Below are 25,051 nucleotides of genomic sequence, written 5' to 3'. Positions count from 1 at the left end.
GTTTTGCGGAGGGTGGGGACGTTACGGAGGACCATGGAAAAGGGATTCATTGTCAGGCGGTGGCGAGAGCTGGCAGGGAGGCGGGAAGCGCGGCGGCCGGAGTTTCGAGATCGGTGAGCTGCCGCACCTCGACAAAGCGTCCGGTGGCGGCGCTTTCGCGGGCGGCGAGGCAGGCATAGACGCTGCGCAGCCCGGCGGAGATCGGCGAGGCCGACGGGGCGCGGCCGCGGATCACATCAATAAAATTGGCCGCCAGTGCGCCGTCGCCGCCAAAGTGATTCAACCCCTCCGGCGGGCGCTCCGTTTCGGTGTGCGCCTCGCTGTGGTGATGGAGATTGAGCTCGTTGCGATACCAGTCGAAGCGCAGCGTGCCGCGCAGTCCGCTGAGCGTGGCGCCGCGGGCGGCGCCTTCATGTTTGGTATAAAACACCTGGGTGTAGACTCCCTGCACGCCATTGGCGAATTCGAGGAGGGCGCTGGAGGCATCCTCGTTCATGCCCGTTTCGGGCGTGCCGATCCCGTCGAAATAGAGGCGGGTGTCGTCGCCGCCGGCCGGCTCCAGCGAGCGGTCGCGGAAGACGCGCCCGTGCTGCGCCATCGCCGCCACCCGGGTGACCGGCGCGCCGACGAGGAAAGCCATGTAGTCGAAATCGTGCGTGGCCTTTTGCAGGAACAGGCCCTGGGTGGTGCGGTAGTCGCGATACCAGGAGTCGAAATAGACGTTGCCGTAAGGCACGTAGTTGACCGCCAGCACGTGTTCGAGCCGGCCGACCGCGCCGCCGTCGAGCCGGGAACGCACCATGCCGCACAGCGCGGAGAGGCGCAGCGGAAAACTCACCACGACTTCGCCCGCCGAATCGGCAAAGGCTCTCTCGAGAGCGCGCGCGTCGGCCATCGAGGTGGCAACAGGTTTTTCCAGAAAGAGCGGCAGTCCGGTGGCCGCGATGGATGTCGCATAGGCGGCGTGAAGATTGCACCGCGTGCCAACCGCCAGCGCATCCGGCCGGCCTTCGCGCAGGAGATCGGCCAGCGTAGCGAAGAAACGGATGCCCCCGCGCTGTTCGGCGGGCAACCGCTCCAGGGCGGCGGCGGGATCGGGATCAACGACGCCGACCACCCTCAGCGAGGGTTCGCTGGCCTGAAAACAGGTCAGCATGTGGGCGAGCCGGGTTCCGAGACCGATTATTCCGAGACGAATCATGGTTGTGAGAGCGACGATGGAAACGAGTACCCGAAAAGTAACTGGTTACAATCAAAAAGTAACCAGTTACGCAAAAATTCCTGAAATAATTATATCTATATATAATATAATGTCTTATGTCATAACTCAAGATGCCGGGAACGGCTCAAGGACCAACGCCATGCTGGCATGAAATGGACGGGACCTGTCTTTGCCGGGACGAAGTGCTGATTCGATGTCGCCGTTTTCGCATTTTGGCACAGCGCCAGCGGTCATCCCTACTCTCTCAATCCCGTTCGTGCCGGCTCCTGAATGCGCGCGGTGACTCGTTCATGGCTTTTGCGAACCAGAACGAAAACTGGCTCAGGTGCGGGAATCCCGTTTCGAACGCGATTTCCTTGATCGAGTGCGCGTCGCCCTGAAGCAGCGCGCACGCTGCCTGCAAACGCCGCGCATGCCAGAATTGCGCCGGCGTCTGCCCCAGCTCCTCACGCCACAACCGATCCAGTTGCGACGCGCTCAATCCGCATCCCGCCGCCAGTCGCTCGCGCGAAAACCCCTCGCGCAGTCCCGCCGCCGCCAGCCGCTGCCGGCTCTCGCGCACCCGCCCGTCACGAATCGGCGGTGCCTCGTAACGCATCCCCAGCGGCTCCACTACCCCCATCAGTCGCCGGAAAAATGCCGCCACCACTTCCTGCAACTCCAGCGCCTCGGCGAACGTCTCCGGCACGCCCAGCGGACAAATCTTTCCGCTCGCTTCCAGCCGCCGCAACACCGCCGACCGCCGCATCCGCCGCACGCAACCATCCAGCCCCGCCCTCGTCGCCGTCTCCACGCCGAACGCCAGCACCGGGCCTCCTGACCATGCCGCCGCATTGCCCGGACTTTCCACCAACAGGTGAATCGAGATGATACGCGCAGAATCCGAAAAATCCTGAAACCGTTCCCCCGGATGGCACACCATCCAGTCACCTTTGCCCGCCGACACCGAAACACCGTCTTTGACCAGCGTCACCTCACCCTCCAGGAACTTGAAAACCGTCAGCACCACTCCTTGAAAAACTCCATATTTCCCGATCGGCGGCCCCTCGAAGAACCGGATCAGCGACACCCGCAAACCATCCCAGTAAGTCCGGGCATTCTCCCCTGCCCTGTCGGTTTCCGCTGCTTTCATTTTCTCCATGCGCACATCTGTAAACTTTTTTCCCACGGATGGAAAGCCTTCGGAAATGCCTCCGTCGCTCATATCCACATTCATAATTCGTCATTGTCATTTGTAATTCGCACCTCCCCCCGCCGCCATGTCTACCGCCACCGCTCCCGCTGCCGCTGACTCCGTCATCGAAAACCAGGACATCCCCGCCCTCTGCCGCCGGCAACTCCTCCCCCACCCGCTCCCCGGCCTCCCCGAGATCGGTCGGCTCGCCACCTTACGCTCCACGGCACAGATCCCCGGCTCTCGCATCGGTATCGGCTTCGAAACCCTCGACCGCTTCATGTTCGATCCCGAGCGCGTTTACCCCCACCTCGAAAAACTCGGCGCCAAGTGGGCGCGCGTGCAAACCGGCTGGAGCCGCTGCGAAACCGCCCCCGGCGTTTACGACTTCGCCTGGCTCGACGCCATCGTGGACCGCCTCCGCTCCATCGGCATGCAACCGTTTTTCTCCGTCAGTTTCGGCAACCGGCTCTACATGCCCGATGTGCCCCACGAGTCCGCCGTCGGCTACGTGCCGCTCTACTATGGCGACGCCGTCCGCGACGCCTGGCTCGCCTGGACCCGCGCCCTCGCCGCCCATTTCCGCGGTCGTGTCGCCCACTGGGAAATCTGGAACGAACCCAACATCCCCCAGTTCTGGCATCCTGCCAAACCCGACGCCCGCGCCTATGCCGAACTCGTCCGCATCACCGCCGCCGCCGTCCGCGAACAAATCCCCGACGCCACGATCATCGGCGGCGCCATGTCCAAGCTCGATCCCGCTTACCTCGAAACCGCGCTCAAGGCCGGGATGGCCGATCACATCGATGTGTTTTCCTTTCACCCCTACCAGACCGTCCCCGAGCAGAACCTGCAAAACATGCACGACCTCATCCGTCGCCTGCTCGACCGCTATTCGCCTGCCCGCCGCATCGCCATCTGGCAGGGCGAGAACGGTTGTCCCTCCCAGACCGCCGGCCACAACGACGACTGGCTCGGCCTCTACGACATGGACCAGATCGTGCAGGCCAAGTGGATCGCCCGCCGCCTCCTCATCGACCTGCGTACCGGCTTCGACCTGCTCCTCTATTTCCACGCCGTCGATCTCATGGACCGCCCCTACAGGCAGGCCGGCGGCAAGATCAACCGCCCCGTCATGATGGGCCTGATACACGGAAAACATTACACACCCAAATACGCCTTCGACGTCATGCGCCGCATCTGCTCGCTCTTCGACACCGACACGCATCGTCAGGAACTCTGCACCCGCTTCTCCGAACCCGATCCCGCGCACCCGCAGCGGAGCGGCCTGATGGCCAGCCCTGTCGCCGCCACCTTCAGCAGCCACGGCTCGCCCCTCGTCGCGTTCTGGAACACCGAAGACCCGCAACAGAAGACTCCCGCCAGCGAGATCGACCTCACCCTCTGGCACGACTCCGACCTTCGCCTCGAAAAACCCGTCCTCCTCGACCTTCTCACCGGCACCGTTCACGACGCCGCCGCCCGTGGCTCCGCCTTCGTCCTCGACGGCGCCGTCGTCGGCCGCCGCTTCCGTCTTCCGCTCCCCGATTATCCACTCGTGCTCACCGATGCCTCCCTCCTGCCGCTGGCAGGAAAAATGGACGGCTGAAGAAAACCGGCCCGAATCCCCAGCCAATTTCAGCTTCCAGCCCTTCAGCTATTCAGCTTTTCCCATGAAACTCACCGCCCTCAAGACCTTCATCTGCGACGCCTGGCGCACCAACTGGTGTTTTGTCAAAATCGAGACGGACTCCGGCCACCACGGCTGGGGCGAAGCCACGCTCGAATACCGCGAACCCACCGTCATCCAAGCCGTCCGCGAACTCGAACGCGGCTTGGTCAATCGCGACCTCCGCAACATCGAAGCCTGGTGGCAGGACGCTTACCGCGACGCCTACTGGCGCGGCGGCCCCGTCCTCATGAGCGCGCTCTCCGCCGTCGAAATGGCGCTCTGGGACATCAAGGGCAAAGCCCTCGGTGTCCCCGTTCATCAACTCCTCGGCGGTCGCGTCCGCGATGCCGTTCCCTGCTACGCCAATGCCTGGTTCGCCAACGCCAAAACGCCCGACGAATTTGCCGCCGCCGCGAAAATCGCCATCGGCATGGGTTACCGCGCCCTCAAGTGGGATCCCTTCGGCGCCACCTTCCGTCACCTCTCCGCCGCCCAACTCCGTGACGCCCTCGCCGTCGTCGAAGCTGTCAAAACCGCCACCGGCACTACCGCCGAACTTTTGATCGAAGGCCATGGCCGCTTCGAATTCCCCACCGCCCGCCGCATCGCCCGGGCTCTCGAAGACTACGACATCCAGTGGTTCGAGGAGCCGCTCATCCCCGGCAACCTCGAAAACTACGCGCGCCTCCGCGCCGACACCCGCACCCCCATCTCGATGGGCGAACGCCTCTACACCCGCTGGGAATTTCGCGAAGTCTTCGAACGCGGCTGCGCCGACTTTATCCAGCCCGATGTCTCCCATGCCGGCGGCATTCATGAGCTCCGCAAGATCGCCGCCATGGCCGAGGTCTGGCAGATTCCCTTCTGCCCGCACAATCCGTCCGGCCCGGTCGCCAACGCCGCCACGCTGCAACTCGCCGCCTGCACGCCCAATTTCCTCTACCTCGAAACCATGGCGACCGACGTCCCCTGGCGCGCCGACGTCGCCCGGGAAACCTGCCGGCTGGTCAATGGCGAGATGCAGATCAGCGATGCTCCCGGCCTCGGCGTCGAGATCAACGAAGACGCCCTCGCCGCGCACCCTTACCAGGTTCACGACCTGCGCCACTACACCGGCGCCCTCACCGCCATCCGCCCGCCGGATGCCAAAGCCACTTTCTGAAACAGCACCAAACCGACCACGGATTACACGGATAAAACGGATAAAAACCAAAACAGAGGGATAGCCACAAAGAGGCACAAAAAACCGCAAAAAATTCAGCCTATCCTGACTTTTCTTTTTTGTGACTTTTGCCTCTTCGCGGCCATTCCGGTTTTCTGATCCGTGTCATCCGTGAAATCCGTAGTTTTTAAAAAACCAACCGCAACTCCTGCATCGCCCTGATTTATCAATCACGCCTCCGTGATCTCCGTGTCCGAGCTCTGTGAACTCTGTAGCGAAAAAACGCCTACCATGAAACCCGCATTCACCGCCAACAACGCACCCACCGCTCCCCTCCCCGACTTCACCGGCAAGACCGTGCTCGTCACCGGTTCCACGCAAAACCTCGGCCATACCATTGCGCTGCTCTTCGCACAGGCCGGCGCCCGCACGATCCTCCACGGTCGCCGCCTTGCCGACGCCGAATCCGCCTGTGAACGTATCCGCACTTCGATGACGAACATCGCGCTTTCGCCCGACACTCTCCACGCCACCCACTTCGCCCTCGGCGACGAGGCGGCCATCGACGCCGCCTTCGCCGATCTCATCCGCCGCGACCTCCTCCCCGATATCCTCATCAACAACGCCGCTCACCTCGGCCTCGGCGACGACACCACGTTCCTCGGCCAGACGCCCGCCTTTTTCCGCGAAGTCATCGACGCCAATCTTCACGGCACCTTCCGCTGTTCCCAACTCGCCGCCCGGCACCTTCGCGATGCAGGCCGCCCCGGGGCGATCATCAACATCACCTCGCTCGCCGGCGAGCGCGCCATCTGGGGACGCACCGCATACTGCACCAGCAAGGCCGCTCTCGAAGGACTCACCCGTGCCATGTCGCTCGAACTCGCGCAGCACGACATCCGCGTCAACTGCATCTCCGCCGGCTATATCTGGACTCCGCGCTGGAATGACCTGTCCCCGGAACAAACCGCCCGCCGCCACCAGAACACCCCCGGCCGCGCCCCTACGCAGCAAGACGAGATCGCCCGCCTCGCTCTCTTCCTCGCTTCCGACCAGGCTCCGACCCTGATCGGCTCCCGCATCGTCATCGACGGCGGTCTCAACGTCCAGCAGGTACCAGCGGATGTCGTCGTGTGACTCCTCGTAGGCACTCCCGGTTTTTTCCGGACTCACGCTGCCGCGTTTGCCCGCAACCGCCGGGCTCGCCGCCTCTGCCCCTAAATGTCGCGAAGCATCGCATTTGAAAACCGCGCCAGACAAATCTCACAGGCGAGCCAGGATATCCCGCCGATGAGGGATGGCCGACTGGGCTCCGCGAACGGTGCAGGCGAGCGACCCGGCGATGCCGGCGAAGCGCACCGCCTCGGCCAACGAACGTCCTTCGGCCAAGGCAGTGGCGAGAGCCCCGGTGAACGTGTCGCCCGCCGCCGTCGTATCCACCACGGCCGGAATGCGGATGGCGGGAATATGCGTGAAGACGGGAGCATTTCCGCCCTGACCGCCTCCGGACGGCGCAGCGGTGATGATGGCCGCGCCGAGTCCGCCGAGCTTGAGGACAACGGTTTTGGGACCGAATTGCAGCAGACGTTCCCCCGCGGCCCGTGCCGAATCGAGGTCGTCAACGGCGATGCCGGTCAAAAGCCGGGCCTCGCTCTGGTTGGGCGAAAAAATGTCAACCTGCCAGAGCGCGTCGGGAAGTGTGGCGAGCGCCCCGGCCGATGCGGGTTGGGGAGCCGGAGCGGGATCGAGGATCGTGAGCACGCCCGCCTCGCGCGCGAGCGAGAGCGCGGCGGCCACGGTGTCGAACGGCACTTCGAGCTGCACCGTGAGAACGGCCGCAGTCGTGATCGCCTCGCGTACTCCCGCGATGTCGGCCGGCGTGAGGCGGGCATTGGCGCCCGGAGAAACAACGATGGCGTTGTCTCCCTCGGGATTGACCATGATGGCGGCTGTCCCGCTGGGAGCGCCCGGCGTGGTCAGTAGCGCAGCGGTGTCGACGGAATCGGCGTCGAGGGCGTTCCGTAACTGCCGTCCGAATACATCATCGCCCACGCGCCCGACGAAGCGGCAAAAGCCGGGCCGGCTGGCGGCGCGCTGGGCGGCGACCGCCTGGTTCGCTCCCTTGCCGCCCGGATTGGTCGTCATGTCACCCCCCAGAATGGTCTCACCGGTGCGAGGCAGACAGGTGACGGGAATCGAAAGATCCATGTTGGCGGAGCCGACGATGGCAACGGCATGGCGGGTGGTGTTGGCGACGGACATAAAAAGGCAGGAAGGAACCGCTAAAATACGCTGAAAAACGCTAAAAAAGCATTCGGAGCAGGCTGCATCAGCCGCTCCCTCCTCATTCAACCGGATCAGGGGGCCTCCCTGTCTTTTATTTTAGCGTTCTTTAGCGTATTTTAGCGGTCCCGCCGGATTGTTTTCCGGAATCAGGCGAAGTTCTTGAAATAACGGGTGAAGAATCGCTCCTCGTCTACCTCGCTGGCGACTTCATGCAAGGCTTCGGCGGGGGCGACGTCGGGATTGAAAAGCGTGTAGCCCTCCATGAGTCCATCGGTGACGATGTTCACGTTGCCTTGTTCCCAGGTGCAGAGGTCGGGCTCGAAAATGGTCACGGCGGCAAGCGGATCATGGAAGGTGATCTCGTCGCGTCCGCCATCGAACCAGACCCTGGCCATATCGAGCACGAGGTCGAGACCGGGACGGCGAAATTTTTCACGCACTTCGTCGGGTTTCATGTTCACGCGGGAAGTCACGTCGATGCCGACGGAGCGGTGCCGCGGAACCCGGGCGCGGTAGACGATTTCGGCGGCATGCGGATCGTTGACGATATTCCACTCACAGCGCCCGGCGCCATAGCTGCCGAGCCAGCGGGTGGGCGTGAAGTTGCCCCCCATGATGACGAGCGATTTCAGAAGCGAGGGAATTTCCGGGTCGATGGTGAAAAGGGCGCCAATGTTGGTCAGCGGGCCGATAGCGAGGAGCGTCACCTCGCCGGGGTGAGCGCGGATGGTTTGCTGGAGGAACCGGATCGCCTCGTGCTTCGGAAAATCGCCGGCGGGTGTGTGCGGCCATTTACCCTCCGCCAGGATAGTGGCCTGCGGCACGCGGGGTTGGCGGCTTTCCGGCAGAAGCAGCGGTTTGGCGAGGCCGGGATAGACAGGAATTCCGGCTTTCCCCGTACGCCGGCACAGGGCATCAGCGAGCGCGGCACGGGCTGCCGTGTCGCCGGTAACGGTGGTGATGCCGAGCAGTTCGCAGGCCGGTTCGAGGAGCAGCCAGGCGAGGCAGACGGCGTCGTCCACATCGGAGCCGATGTCGGTGTCGAGGAGAAGTTTTTCAGTCATGGGCAGGGATTCGGGTCGATGGAAGAAAGGTGAAATCCCACGGATTGAGCAAACGTTTTCTCAATTTAACCGTGAGTAAAGATTTCCAGGGCAAGCTCCGGGGCATTGGAGCGGCGGCGTCCCCGCCGCTCCGACAAGCAATAGCCACAAAAAACACAAAGGAACGCGCCGCGCATGAAACGCTTCATCGCGCTTATAAGCGCGCGGAAGATTCTCGCCGGACAAAATGACATTTTGTGGCCATTCGGGTTTTTCTCCACGCGTTTCGCGGCCAAAACAAGACTCGTCGGCAGAAAAAGGTTTGTCCTAATGTCCACGCCCGAATGCAGCCAAACGTGAATCTGACAGAGGTGGCCCGGCAGGCGGGCGTCTCGATTTCCAGCGTCTCGCGAACGATCAACGACACGGGCCGGATCAGCGAGGAGACGCGCGCGCGCATTCGCGACGTGATGCGCCGGATGGGCTACAAGCCCAACCGCGTGGCCCGCCGGCTGCGCAGCGGAGGGAACTGTCACCTCATCGGGCTGATCATTCCCAACATCCGGAATCCGTTTTTCGCCGACATCGCGCGCGGCGTGGAGGACACGGCCCGCCAGGCGAATTTTGCCGTATTGCTTTGCAACTACGACGAGGACGCGGAGAAGGAACGGTTTTACCTGGACGTGATGCGCGCCGAGTCGGTGGACGGCATCATTATCCCGCCCCTGAAAGCGAACGACCCGGCCGTGCTGGAATTTGCTGCAGAAGGCGTGCCGGTGGTTTGCGTCGACCGTTCGATCTCCGGCGCCAGGCTCGACAAGGTGGAGGTGGATAACAAACAAGGTGCGTTCGAGGCGACTGCGCATCTCGTCGCGCGCGGACACACGCGCATCGGGATGATCGCGGGCCCGGCCAATTCCTCGACGAGCCGCGCCCGCGTCGCCGGCTACCGCGCGGCGCTGAAACAGGCCGGACTGCCGTTCGAGACGGGGCTGGTGCGGCACGGAGACTACAAACAGGAAAGCGGGCGACGTCATGCGGATGCCCTCCTTTCGCTTGCCGAACCGCCGTCTGCCCTGTTTGCGGCCAACGGAATGATGGCGGTGGGAATGCTGGAGACGATCCGCGCGCGGGGCCTGCGTATTCCCAAACAGATCGCGGTAATCTGTTTCGATGATCTGCCGCTGGCCGCGGTTTTCACACCGCCGCTTACGGTGGTGCGTCAGCCCGCCTGTGAAGCAGGAAGCGAGGCCGCCCGGTTGCTGTTGCAGCGTATCGAGACGCCCGGCCGCGAGCCGGTCAGTGTGCTGCTGTCTCCGGAGCTGGTCGTCCGCGGTTCGACGTGAAGCGGGGTTGGGATTTACACAAAGGTCGCAAAGGACACGAAGGATATCATCCGTGATCCTTTACGATCTTTGTGGCCTTGGTGTAAAAATCCGAAGGCTTCGGGATATTGGTATGACGCCATTGCCAAAGTAATCAGGGTTGTTTTGCCTGCTCGAAAACCAACCAGCCAAAGCGGTCGAATTCGAGGGCGTGAGCGTTGCGGATCGCGCCAGACAGTGAGCGCGTTTTCGGGGCGATACTAGCGGGCGAAGTTGGTGCGGAGCCCGGAGGCCGTGATGTGAAAATCCTGCCGGGAGGGATCGGTGATTTTATCATAACCAGGGATTTTCGTAGCATCGACGATGGCGGCGAACAGCAGGGAGACTTCGACACTCCAGCCCGCGGGCATGGTTCGCGTGGATCAAGTAACTCCGGATCGGGCGGTCGTCTGGCCGCGTGATTGCGGGAACAGTGTCCGTCCGGCCCGGCGGACGCTTGCTCCTGGCTGCCAACAGCGGAAACCCTGCGCCGGGGTGGCGGACAATCACATGATCTTATTTATATCGTGAGACGATGGAATCGGCTGGTCCGGAAAGTTCCGCCCCTTTTGATCACCGCCTTTTTCATGCCGCCCGCCTTCCGCAAATCCCGGATCATTCTCGCCACCCTTGGCACCATCGTCGCGATCTCCTCGCTGGCCTATGTCTCCGTCAATACGGAGAAGCTCATGCTGCTCGGCTCGTTCGGCGCTTCCGCCCTGCTGCTCTTCGCCCTGCCGGAAGCTCCGCTCTCGCAGCCGCGGTCGGTCGTGCTCGGGCATCTCTCGGCGTCGGTCATCGCACTGGTCTGCCTCATCTGCTTCGGGCCGCAGTGGTGGGCGATGGGCGTGGCAACCGGCCTGGGCGTCGGCTTCATGATGCTGACGCGCACCGTGCACCCGCCGGCCGGCTCGAATGCCATCATCGTCTTTCTCGCCAAACCCGCCTGGGGTTTCCTTGTCTTTTCCACCCTGGCCGGGACACTGACGCTGGTCGTGCTCGCCATCCTCTATCACCGCACCACCCGCCACCACCGCTACCCGCGCTACTACTGGCGGGCCGCGCAGATCGCGACGGAATGAGCCTGCCTCCTCCGGACCTCACCTTGCGAAAAGCCGGCAGGCGCTTGGCATTTATATCGTTTGACGATATTAATCCGGAGGCCGGTCTCCCCGGCGACCATCCGCTCAATGAGTGACCATCCATCGTCCCGGCCCGTTTCCGTTCGTCCGCTCCGGTTTCTGCTCTTCGCAGGGCTTTCCGTTCTGATTGCCGGCTTCGCCACTCTGGCTGCGCATGCCTTGCATGTGCTGATCGCGGCGCTCACCCAACTGGCATTCTACGGACGTTTTTCCACAGAGTGGACTTCGGCGGCGGCCCATGTCCGCGGAGCGTGGGTCATCCTGATCCCGGCCGCCGGCGGCGGAATCATCGCGCTGATGGCGCGCTTCGGATCACGGGCGATTCTCGGCCACGGCATTCCCGAAGTGATGCAACAGGTGCTGGCCAACCGCAGCCGCATCGCCCCGCGCGTTGCCTTGCTGAAACCGCTGTCGTCGGTGGTTTCCATCGGCAGCGGGGGTCCCTATGGCGCAGAGGGGCCGGTTATCGCCACAGGCAGCGCGATCGGATCGTTACTCGGACAGCTTCTGACCATAACCGCGGGCGAGCGGAAAACATTGCTGGCGGCCGGTGCCGCCGCCGCGATGACGGCGATTTTCGGCAGTCCGGTGGCGGCCACCCTGCTGGCGGTGGAGTTGCTGTTGTTCGAATTTCGCGCGCGCTCGGTCATCCCGGTGGCTATCGCCGCGGCGGCGGCGCAGGCGCTGCGTTTTGCGTGGGGAGAACCGGCCGCGCTGTTTGCGATGGGCCGTCCGGATACAGGATCCGCGCCGGCAGCCGCGTTGCTGGTGTTTGCCGTCATCGGAATCGCAGCGGGAGCGCTGGCAGTGGTTGCCAACGCCGCTGTCCATCGAACGGAACACCTCTTTGCCCGGTTGCCGGTCAGCTGGATGTGGCGGCCGGTGACTGGCGGGCTGCTCGTCGGCGTCATCGGCTGGATCGAGCCCCGGGTGTTCGGCGCCAGTTATGATGTGATCGGCTCCCTGCTCGCCGGCCATCTGACACTCGCCGCCATCGCCCTGGTCTGCGGTCTGAAACTCGTGGCGTGGGTCGTTTCGCTCGGCAGCGGAACCTCGGGCGGCACGCTCGCCCCGATGCTGGTGGTCGGCGGCGGGCTGGGCGTGATCCTGGCAGCGGGTTGCTCCTGGCTGCCGGCCGGCCCCGTGTCGCCGCAACTGGCGGCTCTGGCAGGCATGGTGGCTTTTTTTGCCGGAGGCTCGCGGGCATTTTTCGCCTCGATCGTGCTGGGGGTGGAAATCACCCAGCAGGCCGGCGTGCTTTGGCCGGTGGCGACAGCCGCGACCGCCGCACTCGCGACGGCCAGCCTGCTTTCGGCCCGCTCCCTCATGACGAGCCCCGTCGAGCAAAACGGCGTGCGTGTGCCGACGGAATTCGATGCCGACGTGTTTGCGCACGTGACCGTCGGGCAGGTCATGGAAAAAGTTCCCCGCACAATTTTTGCCGGCATGAAAACCGGCGAGCTGGCCGACCGGATCGGAGCAAACGATCCCGAGGTCTGCCACCACCAGGCCCTGCTGGTCACGGAAGACGATGGCACGCTGGCGGGCATCATCACACGACGCGATGTGCTCGACGCCGTCGCACGGGGCGAAGCGCAGAAGGAGGTCCGTGCGGCGATGAGCCCCTCTCCCGTCTGCGCCTGGCCTGACGAATCCCTGCACGACGCGGTGGAGCGCCTGCATGCGCACGACATCGGCCGGCTGCCGGTCGTCAGCCGGCACAATCCCCGGGAACTGGTCGGTTACCTCGGGCGCGGCGCGGTGTTGTCTGCCCGGCGTATCCGCTCGCGGGAGAATCTCGAGGCGGAGCCCGGCTGGCTGGCGCGACGTTTCGGGAAACGACAGGGTACCCCCTGAAAGAGCCGGCGGGGGGTTCAATACACGTCGCGCTGATAGCGTTTCGCCGCCCTGAGCGCCTGTACATACGCCACGGCTTCGTCGGCGGATTTGCCGCCGGCACGGCAGATCACCTCGTGCAGCGCAACGTCCACATCCTTCGCCATCCGGTTCGCGTCGCCGCAAACGTAGAGATGCGCCCCTGCTTCCAGCCAGGCATGGAATTCGGCGGCGTGCTCCAGCATCCGGTGTTGCACGTAGATTTTTTCCGGCTGGTCACGCGAGAACGCGGTCTCCAGTCGCGTGAGCAGTCCCTCCTCGCGCCATGCATGCAGTTCGTCACGGTACAGAAAATCGGTCTCGATTTTCCGGTCGCCGAAGAAAAGCCAGTTTTTTCCGCTGGCGCCAGAGACGCGCCGCTCTTCCAGAAACGCGCGGAAAGGCGCAATGCCCGTGCCCGGCCCGATCATGATCACCGGCGTCGCCGGCGCGGCGGGCAGGCGGAAGGCCTTGTTCCTGTGCACGAACACGTCAACCGTCTCCGCGGCGAGCGCCCGCTCGGCAAGGAAGGTGGAGCACACCCCCTTGCGCGGCATACCGCCGGCTTCGTAACGGACGACGCCGACCGTGAGGTGCACCTGGCCGGGATGCGCCTTCGGCGACGACGAGATCGAGTAGAGCCGCGGCTGGAGCTTGCGCAGGGTGCCGGCAAACGCCGCCGCTCCTCCGGCCGGGAGAGCAGGCGCGGCGCGCAAGGCGTCGAGCACATCGTGCGGCGCCGGCGCCGCAGACACGCCGCACAAGCCCAGCCATTCGAGCAGCGCGGCAGGCGGTTTTCCCAGGTCATAGTGCCGGGCGAGTGCAGTGCGCAGCGGCAACTCGCCAGCCGGTGTCGGCACCGCCTCCTCGCCGTCGCAACCGAGCGCGGCCAGCACGCCGGAAACCAGATCGGGACAATTTTGTGGCATGACACCAAGCGCATCGCCCGGCTCATAGGCGAGGCCCGAGCCTTCAAGTGAAAATTCGATGTGGTTGACCTCCTTGGCAGAGCCCGCGCCGTTGAGGTTGCGCACCGTGAGAACGCGGGCCGGGAACGGGTTCTTTTTCCCGAAACTCTCCACGGCCGCCGAGGCGGCCTCCGCCGGCAAGGGGAGAGGAGCGGCCTCCGTCTTCAGGGCCGGGAGCGCGGCATCGAGCCAGGCGGCGAAAGCCGTTTCGTAATCCGTGTCGCACTCCACGCGCGGAGCGGCACGGGTGGCGCCGCGTTTTTCGAGGGCGGTATCGATATTCTTGGCACATTGGCAAAACAGCGTGTAGTTGCTGTCGCCGAGCCCGCACACGCTGAAGCGCAGCGTCGCCGGCAAGGTGCCGGGGATCGCGTCAGTCATCAGCGCGTCGTGAAGCGCGCGGGCGTTGTCGGGCGGTTCGCCATCGCCATAGGTGCTGGTGATGATGAGGAGGTTGGCATGCTGGGCGAGTTGCGCGGGCGTGACCGCCGCCATGTCGAAAACGGTGGCGGCAAACCCGCGCTGGCCGGCCGTTTTCGCGGCCTGCCGGGCAAGCGACTCGGCGGTGCCTGTCTGCGAGCCGTAAAGAATGCCGAGCGGGGTCAGCGCGGCGGTCGTAGCGGTGGCGGCATCCGCCGCCGGCGTCGCCGGCTGGCGGGAAAAGAGACCGGCAAGAAACCCGTTGAGCCAGGCGCGCTGCTCCGGGGAAAACGGCGCGGAGTCGGGGATATACGGTGGCGCGGGAATAGCGACCGGCAGGGACGGAGAGGGCGCGGCGACGGCAACCGCGGCAGTGTGCGTTTGTAGTTCGGTGGTCATGACAACATTTCCTGAAGTTCTCCAAGCGAGTGGCGACGGGTCCAGGCGACGAAGGATTCGCCGGACTGGCGGCGGGCATCCCACATGCGGAGAATTTTTTCGACCAGGGCGGGAACTTCCTCGTGATGCACGCCCCGGAAGATTTCCCGGGCGATGCCCTGCTCGGAACCCATGCCCCCGCCGATGACGATGTGGTAGCCTTCGGAGCCATCGGAGAGTTTTGCCCCCACGAAACCGATATCGCCGCAGTAATGCTGGGCGCAGGAGTGAGGGCAGCCGGTAAAGTGGAAATTGACGGCTTGTTCGGTGACGAGGCCACACTTGTCGAGATGGCGGCCGAGTGCGATCGCGTGGGCCTTGGTATCGGCCGCCGAGTATTTGCAGCCGCGGTTGCCGGTGCAGGCCACGATGCCGGCAGTGAGGCTCGACGCCGTCACCGGAAAACCGGCGCGCTCGAGACTGCGGCTGGCGGTCGCCACCATCGAATCGGGAATATCCGGAATGAGGATGTTTTGCCAGACGGTGAGGCGCATGTTCCCTGAACCGTAGTTGGCCGCGAGGTCGGCGAGCCGGTGCATCTGCCGGGCGGTGAGACGCCCGACCGGCACCACGAGGCCGATGGAGTGAAGCCCGGGCTGCGCCTGCGGCGTGGCGCCCACCCAGCCGTGCTTCACAAACGGCCGGCGCGGCTCGCACGCTTCGGACGGCAAGACGACGAGCGGGAAAGCGAGTTTCTTGCTCGTTGCCTCGACAAATTTTTCCACGCCCCAGCGTTCGAGCAGGTATTTCAGGCGAGCCTTTTTGCGATTGGTACGGTCGCCCTGCTCGTTGAAAACACGCAGCATGGCCACGGCCACGGCGACGACTTCGGAGGGTTTTAACAACAGGCCGGTGTCGCGCGCGAAATCCTGGTGGCCGGTGATCCCGCCGAGATGCACGCGGAAGTAGACGCCGGGAACGACGGCCGGCGACGCGGCGGAGTCGGTGGCAGCAGCGGCGGTCGCGGCCGCATGGCGCGCCAGCGAGGCGTCGGTGACACGCACGGCGAAAAAACCGATGTCGTTGGTATCGGCAGCGGCGCAGAGCGAACCGCCGTTGTCGAAGGCGATGTTGAACTTGCGTGGCAGCCCGTAGAGGTCGCGGTGATTGAGGATGTAGTGATGCAGGCCGCGGGCGAAGGGGCGCACGTCGATCAGCTCGTCAGGATCGAAACCGCTGTTGGGCGAGGCGGTGATGTTGCGGACGTTGTCGGCGCCGGCGCCACGGGAGGTCAGGCCGAGTTCCTGCAGACGCGTGAGCACCTTGACGATATCACGCGGACGAAACTCGCGGATCTGCAAATTCGCCCGCGTGGTGATGTGGCTGTAGCCGCCGCCCCACTCCGCCGCCATATCGGCGAGGCCGTGCAACTGCACCGAGGTGAGTTCCCCGGCGGGAAGCCGCAGTCGCAGCATAAAACTGTCCTGTGTCGGCGCGACGTGGAAAAGACCATGAAACTTGAACCGGAACACGTCGGCCTCGTCCGGGAAGGTGTCGGCCTCGGCGTGGGCCACGAGCTTGTCCCAGATATCGAGCGGATTTTGTTCGTATTTCCAGCGTTCGGGTTTGCAGAGCTCGCCAAGCGGCGTGCCGAAAACCGTGGGCCCGGTATCTTCGGGAGGCGGCGTCGCAAGGTTTCCGGTGGCCGAATGGACAGGGCTGGCGGTGATCTGCCCGCCCGCGGTGTGGCCCGCGAAAGGAAACTGGCCGGATGCGGCGACGCCGGCCATAAAACCCTGCAAGTACTCTTTCTGTCCGGCAGAGAAGCCGGCGGTGTCGGGTGTCGGGACAGTGGTGTTCATCTTGCCTGCAAATTCAGCAGTCGTGATGCCACCGACCCATCCGGATGAATCGTCAGCGTGAATCTGTTTTTTCAGAATGATGCGAAGACCTCATCATTCCGGGATACCCCCTTTTGAAGCCGGCGCGACCAGGGACGGCGCGGTGACCTTGCTACGGAATCAGCGCGGCTTCGGCCTCCAGTTGCGTCACCAGTGCGTCCATCTGATCAATAACGGCCTGTACAGTCTCGCGTTTCGTGAGATCCACGCCGGCTCGTTTCAACTGCTCCACGGGATGGTCGTTGCCGCCGCTGCGCAGAAGCGTCAGGTAACGCTCCGTCGCCGCCGCCCGCCCTGCCGGCGTGCCGGTCGTCATCGCCGCATAGAGATGCGCCGACGAGGCGAAACAGGTGGCGTACTGATAAACATAATACGGAGAGTTGTAAAAGTGCGGGATACGCGCCCAGGTGAACTTGTAGAGATCGTCCGGCGCGATCGCGTCGCCGTAATAATCCTGCAGCAGGCCGGCGTAGATTTCGCAGAGGACATCCGCCGTCACCGGTTCCCCCTTTTCGATCCGCTCGTGAGCGCGGCGCTCGAAATCGGCGAAGAGCACCTGCGTGTAAAATGTGCCGACAATCTGGTCGACCGCGTGCTGGAGCAGGAGGAAGCGCGCCTTCGGGTCGGCCGTTTCCGCCAGCAGGCTGTCCAGCAGGAGCCGTTCGTTGATCGTCGAGGCGACCTCGGCGACGAAGATCGTGTAGTCGTGCGTGACAAAGGGCTGCGACTCCTCGGAGAGCCGCGTGTGCATGGCGTGGCCCATCTCGTGCGCAAAGGTAAAAAGCGCGTCGAGCGTGTCGTTGTAATTCATCAGCACATACGGGCCCACGCCGTACACGCCCGCGCTGTACGCGCCGGAGCGTTTGCCTTCGTTTTCGTAAACGTCGATCCGGCGTCCGTCGAGCAACTCGCCCGTCTTTTGCCGGTACTCCGCGCCGAGGGGCGCAACCGAGGCGAGGACGCGGTCCCGCGCTTCGGCATAAGGCCATACGGTGTCGTCCTTCAGCAGCGCGATGCTGCCGTCGTAAAGGTGATATTCCTCCAGCCCGAGAATGCGCCGGCGGAGGCGCAGGTAGCGTTGCAGCGGCGCCGTGCCGGCGCGGACGGTTTCGACGAGCGTGGTGTAAACACCGGTCGGGATGGCGTTGCCGTCGAGCGCGGCGGCGAGCGTGTCGGGATAATCGCGGGCCTGGGCGTAGAACCAGCCCCGTTCGAGCGTGCCGCGGTAGATCGCCGCGTAGGTGTGCCGGTTGGCCGCATAGGTTTGCAGGTAGTTTTCGAAGGCGAGACGGCGGTCGGCCTGATTGCGGTTGGTGGCGAGCGTGGCCTGGTAAACGGCGGGCGAAAGCGTGGTCTCGACACCATTGCTGAAGGTGACTTTGGGGAACCGGATGTCGGCGGTGCTCAGCTCGGTGTAGACGGAGCGCGGCGTCTGGCCGAAGCGTGTGGAAAACGAAAGGAGTTTTTCGCCTTTTTCATCGAGGACATGCTTTTGCTGGCGATAGGTGTCGAGGATCGGGAACCGGTAGATGCCGAGTGCAGGCGTGTCGTCGATCCACTGGCGGATGGTTGTTTCGGGGACGGTCAGGAGTTCGGGCGTAAACCAGGAGGTGGCGGTGCCGAAACGCGCGAAGACCGCCTGCACCTGCTGGAGGCGGCCGGAGACGGCCTGATCACGCGTATCGACGTCGCGCTGGAGCTGCGGGTAACGGAAAAGCCGATACTGGAGGATGCCGATCTCGTCGAAGAGTTCGTACGCCTTGAGAACGGCGTCAGGGCCGGTGGCGAGCGTGCCCTTGAGCGCGACAAAGGCGTCCGACTTTGCCTCCATGTCTTTCACGCCGGCCTCCCAGTTCTTCCAGGACGGATAGAGAGGAGAAAAATCCCACTTGTACTCGTCGGCGATTTGAGCGCGGTCACGGGTTGCGGGTTTGGCGGAGGTGGACAGGAAGCGAGCGGAGTCTGGCATGATGAATAGAACAGAAACTTCACCAGAAAAAACCCGCCTTGAGCCAGATGTAATTTTCTTCGGGACGACTTTTGACGCTGATACCGGCGTCCCCGAATCTCCGGGTTTTTACACAAAGGTCACAAAGAGCGCAAGGATCCGGTTGCCCGAAACTTCGCGTTCTTCGCGATCTTTGTGTAAGATCAAAAACATCAGACGGTGCCGGACAAAGGCGTGAATACGGCCACGGAGATGCCCGATCTCCGGGCCAAGGGCGGAGTCGGTACAAAAAACAGGCAGGATCAACGGCGGTCGCCAGCCGGAGCGGCAGACGGGGGCGGTTCCGGCGGAGGGAGCGGCACCGGGACGGCGATCGAAACCGGCATGTCGGCGGGGTAGGCACGGACAGGGGGCGGGACGGGAGCCGGGGGGCGAGGCGGCGCGGGCCGGGGTGAAGGTGGAGATGCCGGAGACGCGAACGAGTCGTCCTTCGGTTTGAGTTCGAGAATCACCTCGTCCTCCACGCGCGGACGGCCGGCGGCGATGTACGTGCCGATGATGTTGCCCTGCCGCTGGCGCGACCCGGTCAGCTTCGCGGTGGGGCGGAGATCGTCGCCCCGGGAGACAAGCGGCAGGTTTTCGAAAAACAGCGGGAGGTCGGGCTGCGGCACGAGGCGCACTACGGCCAGGCCGCCTTGCAGGTCCACCGACACGACGCGACCGATCACCGCCTGCGCGGGAGGTCCGATGCGCGGACCGGCCGGTTCGACTGTTTTTTTTGAGGAACTGGCACAGCCGGCAAAGCCGCCCAGCGAGATCACCGCCAGGCCGGCAAGGAGAATCACGGGGGCCACGGAACGGAACAGGAGAATCGGAGAACGCATCACAGCCGGTATTTCAAACGGGAAGAGGCGAGTCTGGCACGGACGAAATCACGGACGGATTGAAATCGGTCCGCCGGCGTCAATCCCCCGAAATCCTCAGGCGCCCTCCCGGATCAGCGCCTGCAAATCCAGCGGCTCCGTGACCATCGCCAGTTCGCCTTCAGCGGTGCGCGGCCATTCCTCCGGCGGGCGGTCCCGGTAGAGTTCCACGCCATTTTCATCGGGATCACGCAGATAGAGCGCTTCGCTCACTCCGTGATCGCTCGCACCATCGAGCGGGACATTCGCCGCAACGAGGCGACGCAATGCATCCCCCAGCGCCGCCCGTGTGGGGTAAAGAATCGCGAGATGATAAAGCCCGGTCGTACCCCGTGCCGGAGGCGAACCGCCGCGGCTCTCCCAGGTATTGAGGCCGATGTGATGATGATAGCCGCCCGCCGAGATGAACGCCGCCTGCGATCCATAGCGTTGCACGATTTCGAAACCGAGCACTCCGCAGTAAAATCGTAATGCGCGATCGAGATCGGCAACCTTGAGATGGACGTGGCCGATACGAACCCCCGGATCGACAGGCTGGATATTCATACACCCATAGTCTCTGCGGGAAGGCGGCGAAGTGCAAATCTTGCGGCGGGGTGATGTGAGTCCGGCCAGGTCATTCACCCGCACGCTTCCGGTTCATGCCCGGTTGTCCGGCACCCTGCAGACCACCGCTGTCATTTTGCAATCCGCAGCGCCACGATTTCCTTCGGCCCGAGCGTGAATTCGAGCGTGGGTGAAGCAATGTCCAGGGAAACAACCGGCAATGCGGGCACGGCGAGCGGAGTGCTCTCGAAATCGACGCGTGTCACGGTGGCCCCGGCGAACTTCGCGGCAAACGCAAGGGAGGCTTTTGCCGGAGCCACATCCGGGTTGAAGAAGCGCACTTCGAAAGCTCCGGTGACCTCGCGGGCGCTGGTCACGACGGCGGTGCCCTTCACCGCGAACAGCGAACCCGTGACAGGCGCGGTGCGATCCGGCCCCTGATCCTTGCGGCGATAAAGCAATAAATCCGGAGCGCGCAGCTGCGCGGTACGGAAGCCGGCAGCGAGCTGCTGGCCGGCTTCGCAGAGCGCGCGGCGGTCAGGTGTCGCGGTGGCCTGCGGGATAATCCAGTAACGGAAGACGTGGCGCCCGGAGAGTTGGCCGGCGGGCTGTCCATCGGTGAACACCGTGCGCCGGGTGGCGCGCAGAAGCGTGAGCGCAATCGGGCGCCCCGGCTGGTCGCGAACCGCACTCTCCATCAAGCCGGTGCTGATGATCGCGAGGCCGCGCGGCGCGGATGCCGGAACATCGCCGCCGTTCGCAGGATCGGCGGCCGGGTTGACGACCGCTGTCCAGGTTTGTTGCGGCGTCGTCTCGACGGCGAGTTCGCGGGCGAGGTGGTTGTCCGCAGGTGGCGCGACCGGACGCTCGACCACATCGAATGCGCCATCGGACAGATAATGGGTGGCGGCGCCGGCACCGGTGGGGAAAAGCACACGGAGGCGGTGATCTTTTATCGTATTGTCGATCTCCGTACACACCTCGATGCGATCGCTGCCGGCGCGAAGCGCGACCCGTGTATCGAGGGTGAGCGGGATGAGGTCTTCGGAGCGCGTCCGGGAATCGAACCGGAATTCGGCCGGGAGGCGGAGCGTTGTCCGGACGCGGAATTGCGCGAGGAGCGGACCGTCGTGAATGAGCGCCACATCCGCCGCGGCGGCGCTGGAGGCAAACCGCTGGTCGTTCACCGGCTGGCCGTGATACCAGCCATCGCCGATATCGGCAACGTCCTCGAATGTCAGCAGGCGCGTATAGGTTTGCCCGGTGCGTTTGTCCGTCACGGCAAGCGTCCCGTTGGATTCGATGGCGACAGCGAGGTATTCGTTCGCCATCGAACATTCGCCGGTGACGAGGCCCGGCGAGGCAGGGTGGCGGACGGGATGGACACCGCGGGCAACCGGACTGCGCGGGGCGGGTTCATCGTAAATGCCTTCCCGCACGGTGAGCGTAGTGTAGCCGAGAGCGGGCAGGCGAAGACGGACGCAAACGGTGACATCGTTGGTTTTATAAGCTTCTGGATACTTGATCGGGCTGATGCGCAGCTTCGTCCGCACCATGTCCTGCGCGAGAAGCTGATACGGGAGTTCGTTACCGTCGGCATCATGGATGCGGAAGGCCGGTTTGGGCTCGAAGCCAAAAAACTCCTGGAAACATCCCCACCCGGCAGGGATGTGGAGGGTGATATCCACGGGCTCGTCGAGCGGACGTGGCAGCGGGTTGGCGACGAGAACACGGAGCTCCTGCGCCGTGAGTTCTCCCGGAACGGAGGCAGCGAGGAGGTGAAGCGATTCGTCGGTTTGCGCAGTGGCGATCTGGCGGCACTGCGCAAAGCGGTATTTCATGTCCTCGTGCACTTCGTCGATGCTGCATCCGCAGATGGAGTCGTGCGGGTGATTTTGCAGCAGCCAGCGCCAGGCGGTGTCGAGGTAAGCCGTCGGGGTGGGCGCTCCGGTGAGCGCAGCAGCGAGCGCGGCAAACGGCTCGGCCCATTGCGTGAGGAGCGTCTGACACTCGGCGTTTTGTTGCTTGATCCACACGCGGCTGGAGAGGATGCCGGGGATGAGCCATTGCTGGTCGGCCTGACCGGGAGAACGTGAAGGTTCGCGCAACTCGCCGGTCACGGTATCGGCGACCGCTTCGGGACAGGCGGCTGCACACGCGCGCCAGTCGTCAATCCAGGCATCGAGCGTGGAATGCGTGATGGCGTAGGGAAAATCCGGTGACGGATCCCGGGCAAAGAGGAGCGAGTAATGGTCGGAGTCGTATTCGAGATGGTCGCCACCGTCGAAGACGATCAGCGGAAGCGCCGGGTGGGTGCGGGCGGCCTCCTTGTCGAGAAACGCGCGCAGGTCGAGCGGCGCGGTCTCCGGATCGAACTTCGCGGCATGCTCTGTCGAGCGCCGCACATCCCAGCTATAGTCACAATAACCGGCGCGTCCGAAACGGTAGGCAGGAATCGGGGTTCCGTCCGAGCCGCGCCAGGAAAGATGAGCGGTCTGGCGCGGTTCGAGGCCGCGCCAGACGAGCGCGCCGCGAATGCCGAAATTCCCGAGAATCTGCGGCAACTGGCCGATGTGCCCGAAAAGGTCGCAGACGAAGCCGGCGTCCGAAGGCGTGCCGCCGAAGTCACGCGCCTGTTTACGACCGAGGCGGAGGTTGCGGATAATCGACTCGCCGGAGACCAGCCATTCGTCGGGCAACACATACCACGGGCCGATCTTGAGTCGTCCGTCGCGCGCGAAGCGTTCGATCTGCGCGCGGCGTTCGGGGCGGATTTCGAGGTAGTCGTCGAGGATGATCGACTGCCCGTCGGTGGTGAACGGCCCGCGCAGCGCACCGCTTTCGAGATCGTCGAGCACACGGTCGAGGAGGCGCACCAGCCTCCGACGGAAGTCCTGAAACGTCTGATACCACTCGCGGTCCCAGTGCGTGCTGAGCACGTAATGGACGCGGCGGATGGAGGCGCGGGAAACGGGTGTTTCGGGTGTGTTCCGGGTCGACATAAGGGAAAAAGATATCGCGAGCGAAATTGATCATTTTCAGATTTACAATCCGATTCGCGCACGCCGCATGTCTTGAGGTGCGACTCAAAGTGACGTCAGTTTTCCCCCCCCTGCATTCCGCCTTTCTGCGGCGAAGCCGCCTTGGAGTGCGGCAGTCCTCTGCCGCTTTGGAGCAAGGCTGGCTCCGCCAGCAGCTGACATCACATTGAGTCGCACCCCATGTCTTGAGGTGTAACGCCGTCTTCCCTCCCTCGCTTTTCACCGGAAACGTCGAAGAACCAAATTCCGGCAGGGCCGCAGGCGGGATACGCCTCCCGCTGGAAAAATCAGAAAATTTCCAAACTAAAGCTCGGCCACAGTCGAGCATTCGACCCCGGACGCATCCTTCCAGGTCAGGCGGTATTGGCCGCGAAAGCCCCGGAACCTGACCGTGCCATCCGCGCCGGACCGGACGCTCGTCCGCGTTTCCCACTCATTGTGAATCAGGTCGTTGAGAACATGATACGAGGGTTTTGGCTTCATATCGCGTGTGAACAGGCCGGATACGGAGGGTTCGCCGGGCGCGCCGCAGTCGTCCACCACGTTCCACCAGGTGATGCCCATCATCGGTTTCAGGCTGAACCACAGGCGGTAAAGATTGCGTGCGATGATGGCCTGGATGAGCAGGCCGCGTTGATCGTTGCCGGGTGAGGTGATGGTGATCTCGCTCAGGTGGATCGGCACGTTGGCTTTTGCCAGATGGTCCATGGTGGCGCGGATGCTCGCTGGAGATTGGGCGTCGCTCTTGCCATCGGCAATGTCCAGGCAGATCTGCGGGTTGAACAGGTGCATCTGGGCGCCCATGATGTCGATCTTGCAGCCGCGCGCCTGGAGATCCTGAACCTGGCGGAGATAATCGTCGCTCAGGTTGTAATCGTTGATGTTGAGTTTGACGTCTTTGGGGAAAACGCCGTCGGCGATTTTGAACGCACGGCAGGTGTAGTCGCCGGGCATGAGCCCGTACCAGCTTTTGCAGATGCCGTCGCCGGGGATCATGTAGCCTTTGCCAAAGTCGGTCGCACTCTCGTTGGCGACATCCCAACTGTGCAGGCGTCCCTTGTAGCGCAGGGCGATTTCAAGAATCCGCCTGGCCATCAGTGTGTTGGTCTCGTTGGTGAATCCGGGCAGGAGGGCCTCGATCCGGGCAGGAGTCAGCGCATCGAACATTTCAAGACGCGGAGCGGCGCTGTGATTGTCCGGTTGTTTGGCGTTTTGACGATATTGCTCCGGGATTTTTTCAAACACCCAGTCCGGCATGTGCCATCTGGCATTGCCCCAGGCGAGCGTGTGCCCGTGCAGGCGGATGCCCCTGGCTTCGCAAAACTCCACCAGGGGATCGGTTGCCGGACGCCGCCAGTGGGGCTGCTGTTTGGGCTCCCTGACCGAGTTCCAGAAATCGGCGCTGTCCCGGTATTCGGCGGCAAAGCGTGGCTTGCCTTCCTCCGGCTCGAAGGTCTTCCAGTAAAAAGGAATCGTCGCCGAGTTGAAGAGCGTGCCGTAGAGCTCCTTGTAGCGGGCGTTGCAGTCGTCGCTGCCCAACTGGTCGAAGTTGAAAATATGGGCGCCGAAAACGAACGCGTGCGAGATTTGCTCGACCCGCACCTCGGCGCCCGCCGGCACGCCGGGCAGCGACATGCAGGCATCGGCTTTGCGGTGCGCCTCGATGTCGCGGTCGATCCGTGCCTGCAATTCGTCGTTCCAGCGCTCCAGGTAAGCGGCGCTCATCACCTTGCCCGGCATCTCCCTGATTGTATCCAAAATATCATTACAATTCATGAGTATGTGTTTTTCGGATTTCTTTACGAAAAGTCGCAGCGTGCGGGAGCCTGACGAAAGCCTCAAATCAGTATGGATAGATAATTTATCATTAGAGAAACAACAGCCGGAATCGAAGGTCTGACCCGGCCCGGCTAGCACCGCATCGGTCCGGTGATTGTGGAGCATCATGACCTCCACACAGGCGGCCAATGGCCTGTATCGCCGTAT

18 protein-coding genes are annotated in these 25,051 nt (G+C 63.6%); 6 read left to right on the top strand and 12 right to left on the bottom strand.

From position 1 onward, the window contains the following. Nucleotides 1-52: 52 nt before the first annotated feature. Together OPIT5_22825 and OPIT5_22820 are read right to left on the bottom strand one after the other, a co-directional pair. Nucleotides 53-1,201 (bottom strand): oxidoreductase, encoded by a 1,149-nt coding sequence (locus OPIT5_22825; GenBank protein AHF92637.1) that lies wholly within the window; start codon nt 1,199-1,201, stop codon nt 53-55. Nucleotides 1,202-1,466: 265 nt separating this feature from the next. After that, on the bottom strand, nt 1,467-2,438 hold the full coding sequence (locus tag OPIT5_22820) for an AraC family transcriptional regulator (GenBank protein ID AHF92636.1): 972 nt from the start codon (nt 2,436-2,438) through the stop codon (nt 1,467-1,469). Between the two features lie 43 nt (nt 2,439-2,481). On the opposite strand from OPIT5_22820, the gene OPIT5_22815 reads away from it, so the two are divergent. The 3 genes from OPIT5_22815 to OPIT5_22805 all read left to right on the top strand — a co-directional run bounded on the left by OPIT5_22815 (nt 2,482) and on the right by OPIT5_22805 (nt 6,367). Further along, entirely contained in the window at nt 2,482-4,005 is a 1,524-nt protein-coding gene (locus OPIT5_22815; GenBank protein AHF92635.1) for a beta-glucosidase, read from the top strand. A 64-nt stretch (nt 4,006-4,069) separates the two neighbouring features. Continuing rightward, the gene (locus OPIT5_22810; protein AHF92634.1) at nt 4,070-5,230 is read left to right on the top strand and encodes a mandelate racemase; all 1,161 of its coding nucleotides are present in this window, start codon (nt 4,070-4,072) and stop codon (nt 5,228-5,230) included. A gap of 291 nt (nt 5,231-5,521) precedes the next feature. After that, nucleotides 5,522-6,367 carry a 3-oxoacyl-ACP reductase gene (locus tag OPIT5_22805; GenBank protein ID AHF92633.1) on the top strand — a complete coding sequence of 282 codons (846 nt, stop codon included), beginning with the start codon at nt 5,522-5,524 and terminating at the stop codon, nt 6,365-6,367. A 126-nt stretch (nt 6,368-6,493) separates the two neighbouring features. On the opposite strand, the gene OPIT5_22800 is transcribed toward OPIT5_22805, so the two are convergent. Both OPIT5_22800 and OPIT5_22795 read right to left on the bottom strand, forming a co-directional pair. Next, the gene (locus OPIT5_22800) at nt 6,494-7,492 is read right to left on the bottom strand and encodes a ribokinase (protein AHF92632.1); all 999 of its coding nucleotides are present in this window, start codon (nt 7,490-7,492) and stop codon (nt 6,494-6,496) included. 170 nt (nt 7,493-7,662) lie between these two features. Beyond that, complete coding sequence (locus OPIT5_22795; GenBank protein AHF92631.1) at nt 7,663-8,580, bottom strand: nucleoside hydrolase; 918 nt, start codon at nt 8,578-8,580, stop codon at nt 7,663-7,665. Between the two features lie 323 nt (nt 8,581-8,903). Between OPIT5_22795 and OPIT5_22790 the strand changes: the two genes are divergently transcribed. After that, on the top strand, nt 8,904-9,905 hold the full coding sequence (locus OPIT5_22790) for a LacI family transcription regulator (GenBank protein ID AHF92630.1): 1,002 nt from the start codon (nt 8,904-8,906) through the stop codon (nt 9,903-9,905). Nucleotides 9,906-10,144: 239 nt separating this feature from the next. Here OPIT5_22790 and OPIT5_22785 read toward each other — a convergent pair whose 3' ends face one another. After that, nucleotides 10,145-10,294, bottom strand: coding sequence for a hypothetical protein (locus tag OPIT5_22785; protein ID AHF94650.1), 150 nt, complete (start codon nt 10,292-10,294; stop codon nt 10,145-10,147). 216 nt (nt 10,295-10,510) lie between these two features. Here OPIT5_22785 and OPIT5_22780 point away from each other — a divergent pair, with 216 nt between their 5' ends. After that, nucleotides 10,511-11,005: a membrane protein gene (locus OPIT5_22780; protein ID AHF92629.1), complete on the top strand. Its 495-nt coding sequence runs from the start codon at nt 10,511-10,513 to the stop codon at nt 11,003-11,005. Between the two features lie 60 nt (nt 11,006-11,065). Further along, complete coding sequence (locus tag OPIT5_22775) at nt 11,066-12,922, top strand: chloride channel protein (GenBank protein AHF92628.1); 1,857 nt, start codon at nt 11,066-11,068, stop codon at nt 12,920-12,922. 17 nt (nt 12,923-12,939) lie between these two features. On the opposite strand, the gene OPIT5_22770 is transcribed toward OPIT5_22775, so the two are convergent. From OPIT5_22770 to OPIT5_22735, 7 genes are all read right to left on the bottom strand, one after another. Further along, complete coding sequence (locus tag OPIT5_22770) at nt 12,940-14,727, bottom strand: hypothetical protein (GenBank protein AHF92627.1); 1,788 nt, start codon at nt 14,725-14,727, stop codon at nt 12,940-12,942. Beyond that, complete coding sequence (locus tag OPIT5_22765) at nt 14,724-16,568, bottom strand: precorrin-3B synthase (GenBank protein AHF92626.1); 1,845 nt, start codon at nt 16,566-16,568, stop codon at nt 14,724-14,726. Before OPIT5_22765 ends, OPIT5_22770 begins: the two co-directional genes overlap by 4 nt. 151 nt (nt 16,569-16,719) lie before the next feature. Beyond that, the gene (locus OPIT5_22760; protein AHF92625.1) at nt 16,720-18,576 is read right to left on the bottom strand and encodes an oligoendopeptidase F; all 1,857 of its coding nucleotides are present in this window, start codon (nt 18,574-18,576) and stop codon (nt 16,720-16,722) included. Between the two features lie 281 nt (nt 18,577-18,857). Then, entirely contained in the window at nt 18,858-19,439 is a 582-nt protein-coding gene (locus OPIT5_22750) for a hypothetical protein (GenBank protein AHF92624.1), read from the bottom strand. A 96-nt stretch (nt 19,440-19,535) separates the two neighbouring features. Beyond that, nucleotides 19,536-20,024 (bottom strand): glyoxalase, encoded by a 489-nt coding sequence (locus tag OPIT5_22745; GenBank protein ID AHF92623.1) that lies wholly within the window; start codon nt 20,022-20,024, stop codon nt 19,536-19,538. A gap of 131 nt (nt 20,025-20,155) precedes the next feature. Continuing rightward, nucleotides 20,156-23,026, bottom strand: coding sequence for a glycoside hydrolase (locus tag OPIT5_22740; GenBank protein ID AHF92622.1), 2,871 nt, complete (start codon nt 23,024-23,026; stop codon nt 20,156-20,158). Nucleotides 23,027-23,368: 342 nt separating this feature from the next. Beyond that, the gene (locus OPIT5_22735; protein AHF92621.1) at nt 23,369-24,841 is read right to left on the bottom strand and encodes a beta-1,4-xylanase; all 1,473 of its coding nucleotides are present in this window, start codon (nt 24,839-24,841) and stop codon (nt 23,369-23,371) included. Nucleotides 24,842-25,051: the final 210 nt, after the last annotated feature.

This window comes from Opitutaceae bacterium TAV5 (assembly GCA_000242935.3).
Taxonomy (GTDB): domain Bacteria; phylum Verrucomicrobiota; class Verrucomicrobiia; order Opitutales; family Opitutaceae; genus Geminisphaera.
Note: the sequence above shows the minus strand (reverse complement) of the source record. Positions and strands in the feature narration are given on the sequence as shown.

Coding starts and splice junctions, on each gene's coding strand:
- OPIT5_22825 (AHF92637.1), bottom strand. CDS start 1,201: ATGATTCGTCTCGGAATAATCGGTCTCGGAACCCGGCTCGCCCACATG.
- OPIT5_22820 (AHF92636.1), bottom strand. CDS start 2,438: ATGAATGTGGATATGAGCGACGGAGGCATTTCCGAAGGCTTTCCATCC.
- OPIT5_22815 (AHF92635.1), top strand. CDS start 2,482: ATGTCTACCGCCACCGCTCCCGCTGCCGCTGACTCCGTCATCGAAAAC.
- OPIT5_22810 (AHF92634.1), top strand. CDS start 4,070: ATGAAACTCACCGCCCTCAAGACCTTCATCTGCGACGCCTGGCGCACC.
- OPIT5_22805 (AHF92633.1), top strand. CDS start 5,522: ATGAAACCCGCATTCACCGCCAACAACGCACCCACCGCTCCCCTCCCC.
- OPIT5_22800 (AHF92632.1), bottom strand. CDS start 7,492: ATGTCCGTCGCCAACACCACCCGCCATGCCGTTGCCATCGTCGGCTCC.
- OPIT5_22795 (AHF92631.1), bottom strand. CDS start 8,580: ATGACTGAAAAACTTCTCCTCGACACCGACATCGGCTCCGATGTGGAC.
- OPIT5_22790 (AHF92630.1), top strand. CDS start 8,904: ATGCAGCCAAACGTGAATCTGACAGAGGTGGCCCGGCAGGCGGGCGTC.
- OPIT5_22785 (AHF94650.1), bottom strand. CDS start 10,294: ATGCCCGCGGGCTGGAGTGTCGAAGTCTCCCTGCTGTTCGCCGCCATC.
- OPIT5_22780 (AHF92629.1), top strand. CDS start 10,511: ATGCCGCCCGCCTTCCGCAAATCCCGGATCATTCTCGCCACCCTTGGC.
- OPIT5_22770 (AHF92627.1), bottom strand. CDS start 14,727: ATGACCACCGAACTACAAACGCACACTGCCGCGGTTGCCGTCGCCGCG.
- OPIT5_22765 (AHF92626.1), bottom strand. CDS start 16,568: ATGAACACCACTGTCCCGACACCCGACACCGCCGGCTTCTCTGCCGGA.
- OPIT5_22760 (AHF92625.1), bottom strand. CDS start 18,576: ATGCCAGACTCCGCTCGCTTCCTGTCCACCTCCGCCAAACCCGCAACC.
- OPIT5_22750 (AHF92624.1), bottom strand. CDS start 19,439: ATGCGTTCTCCGATTCTCCTGTTCCGTTCCGTGGCCCCCGTGATTCTC.
- OPIT5_22745 (AHF92623.1), bottom strand. CDS start 20,024: ATGAATATCCAGCCTGTCGATCCGGGGGTTCGTATCGGCCACGTCCAT.
- OPIT5_22740 (AHF92622.1), bottom strand. CDS start 23,026: ATGTCGACCCGGAACACACCCGAAACACCCGTTTCCCGCGCCTCCATC.
- OPIT5_22735 (AHF92621.1), bottom strand. CDS start 24,841: ATGAATTGTAATGATATTTTGGATACAATCAGGGAGATGCCGGGCAAG.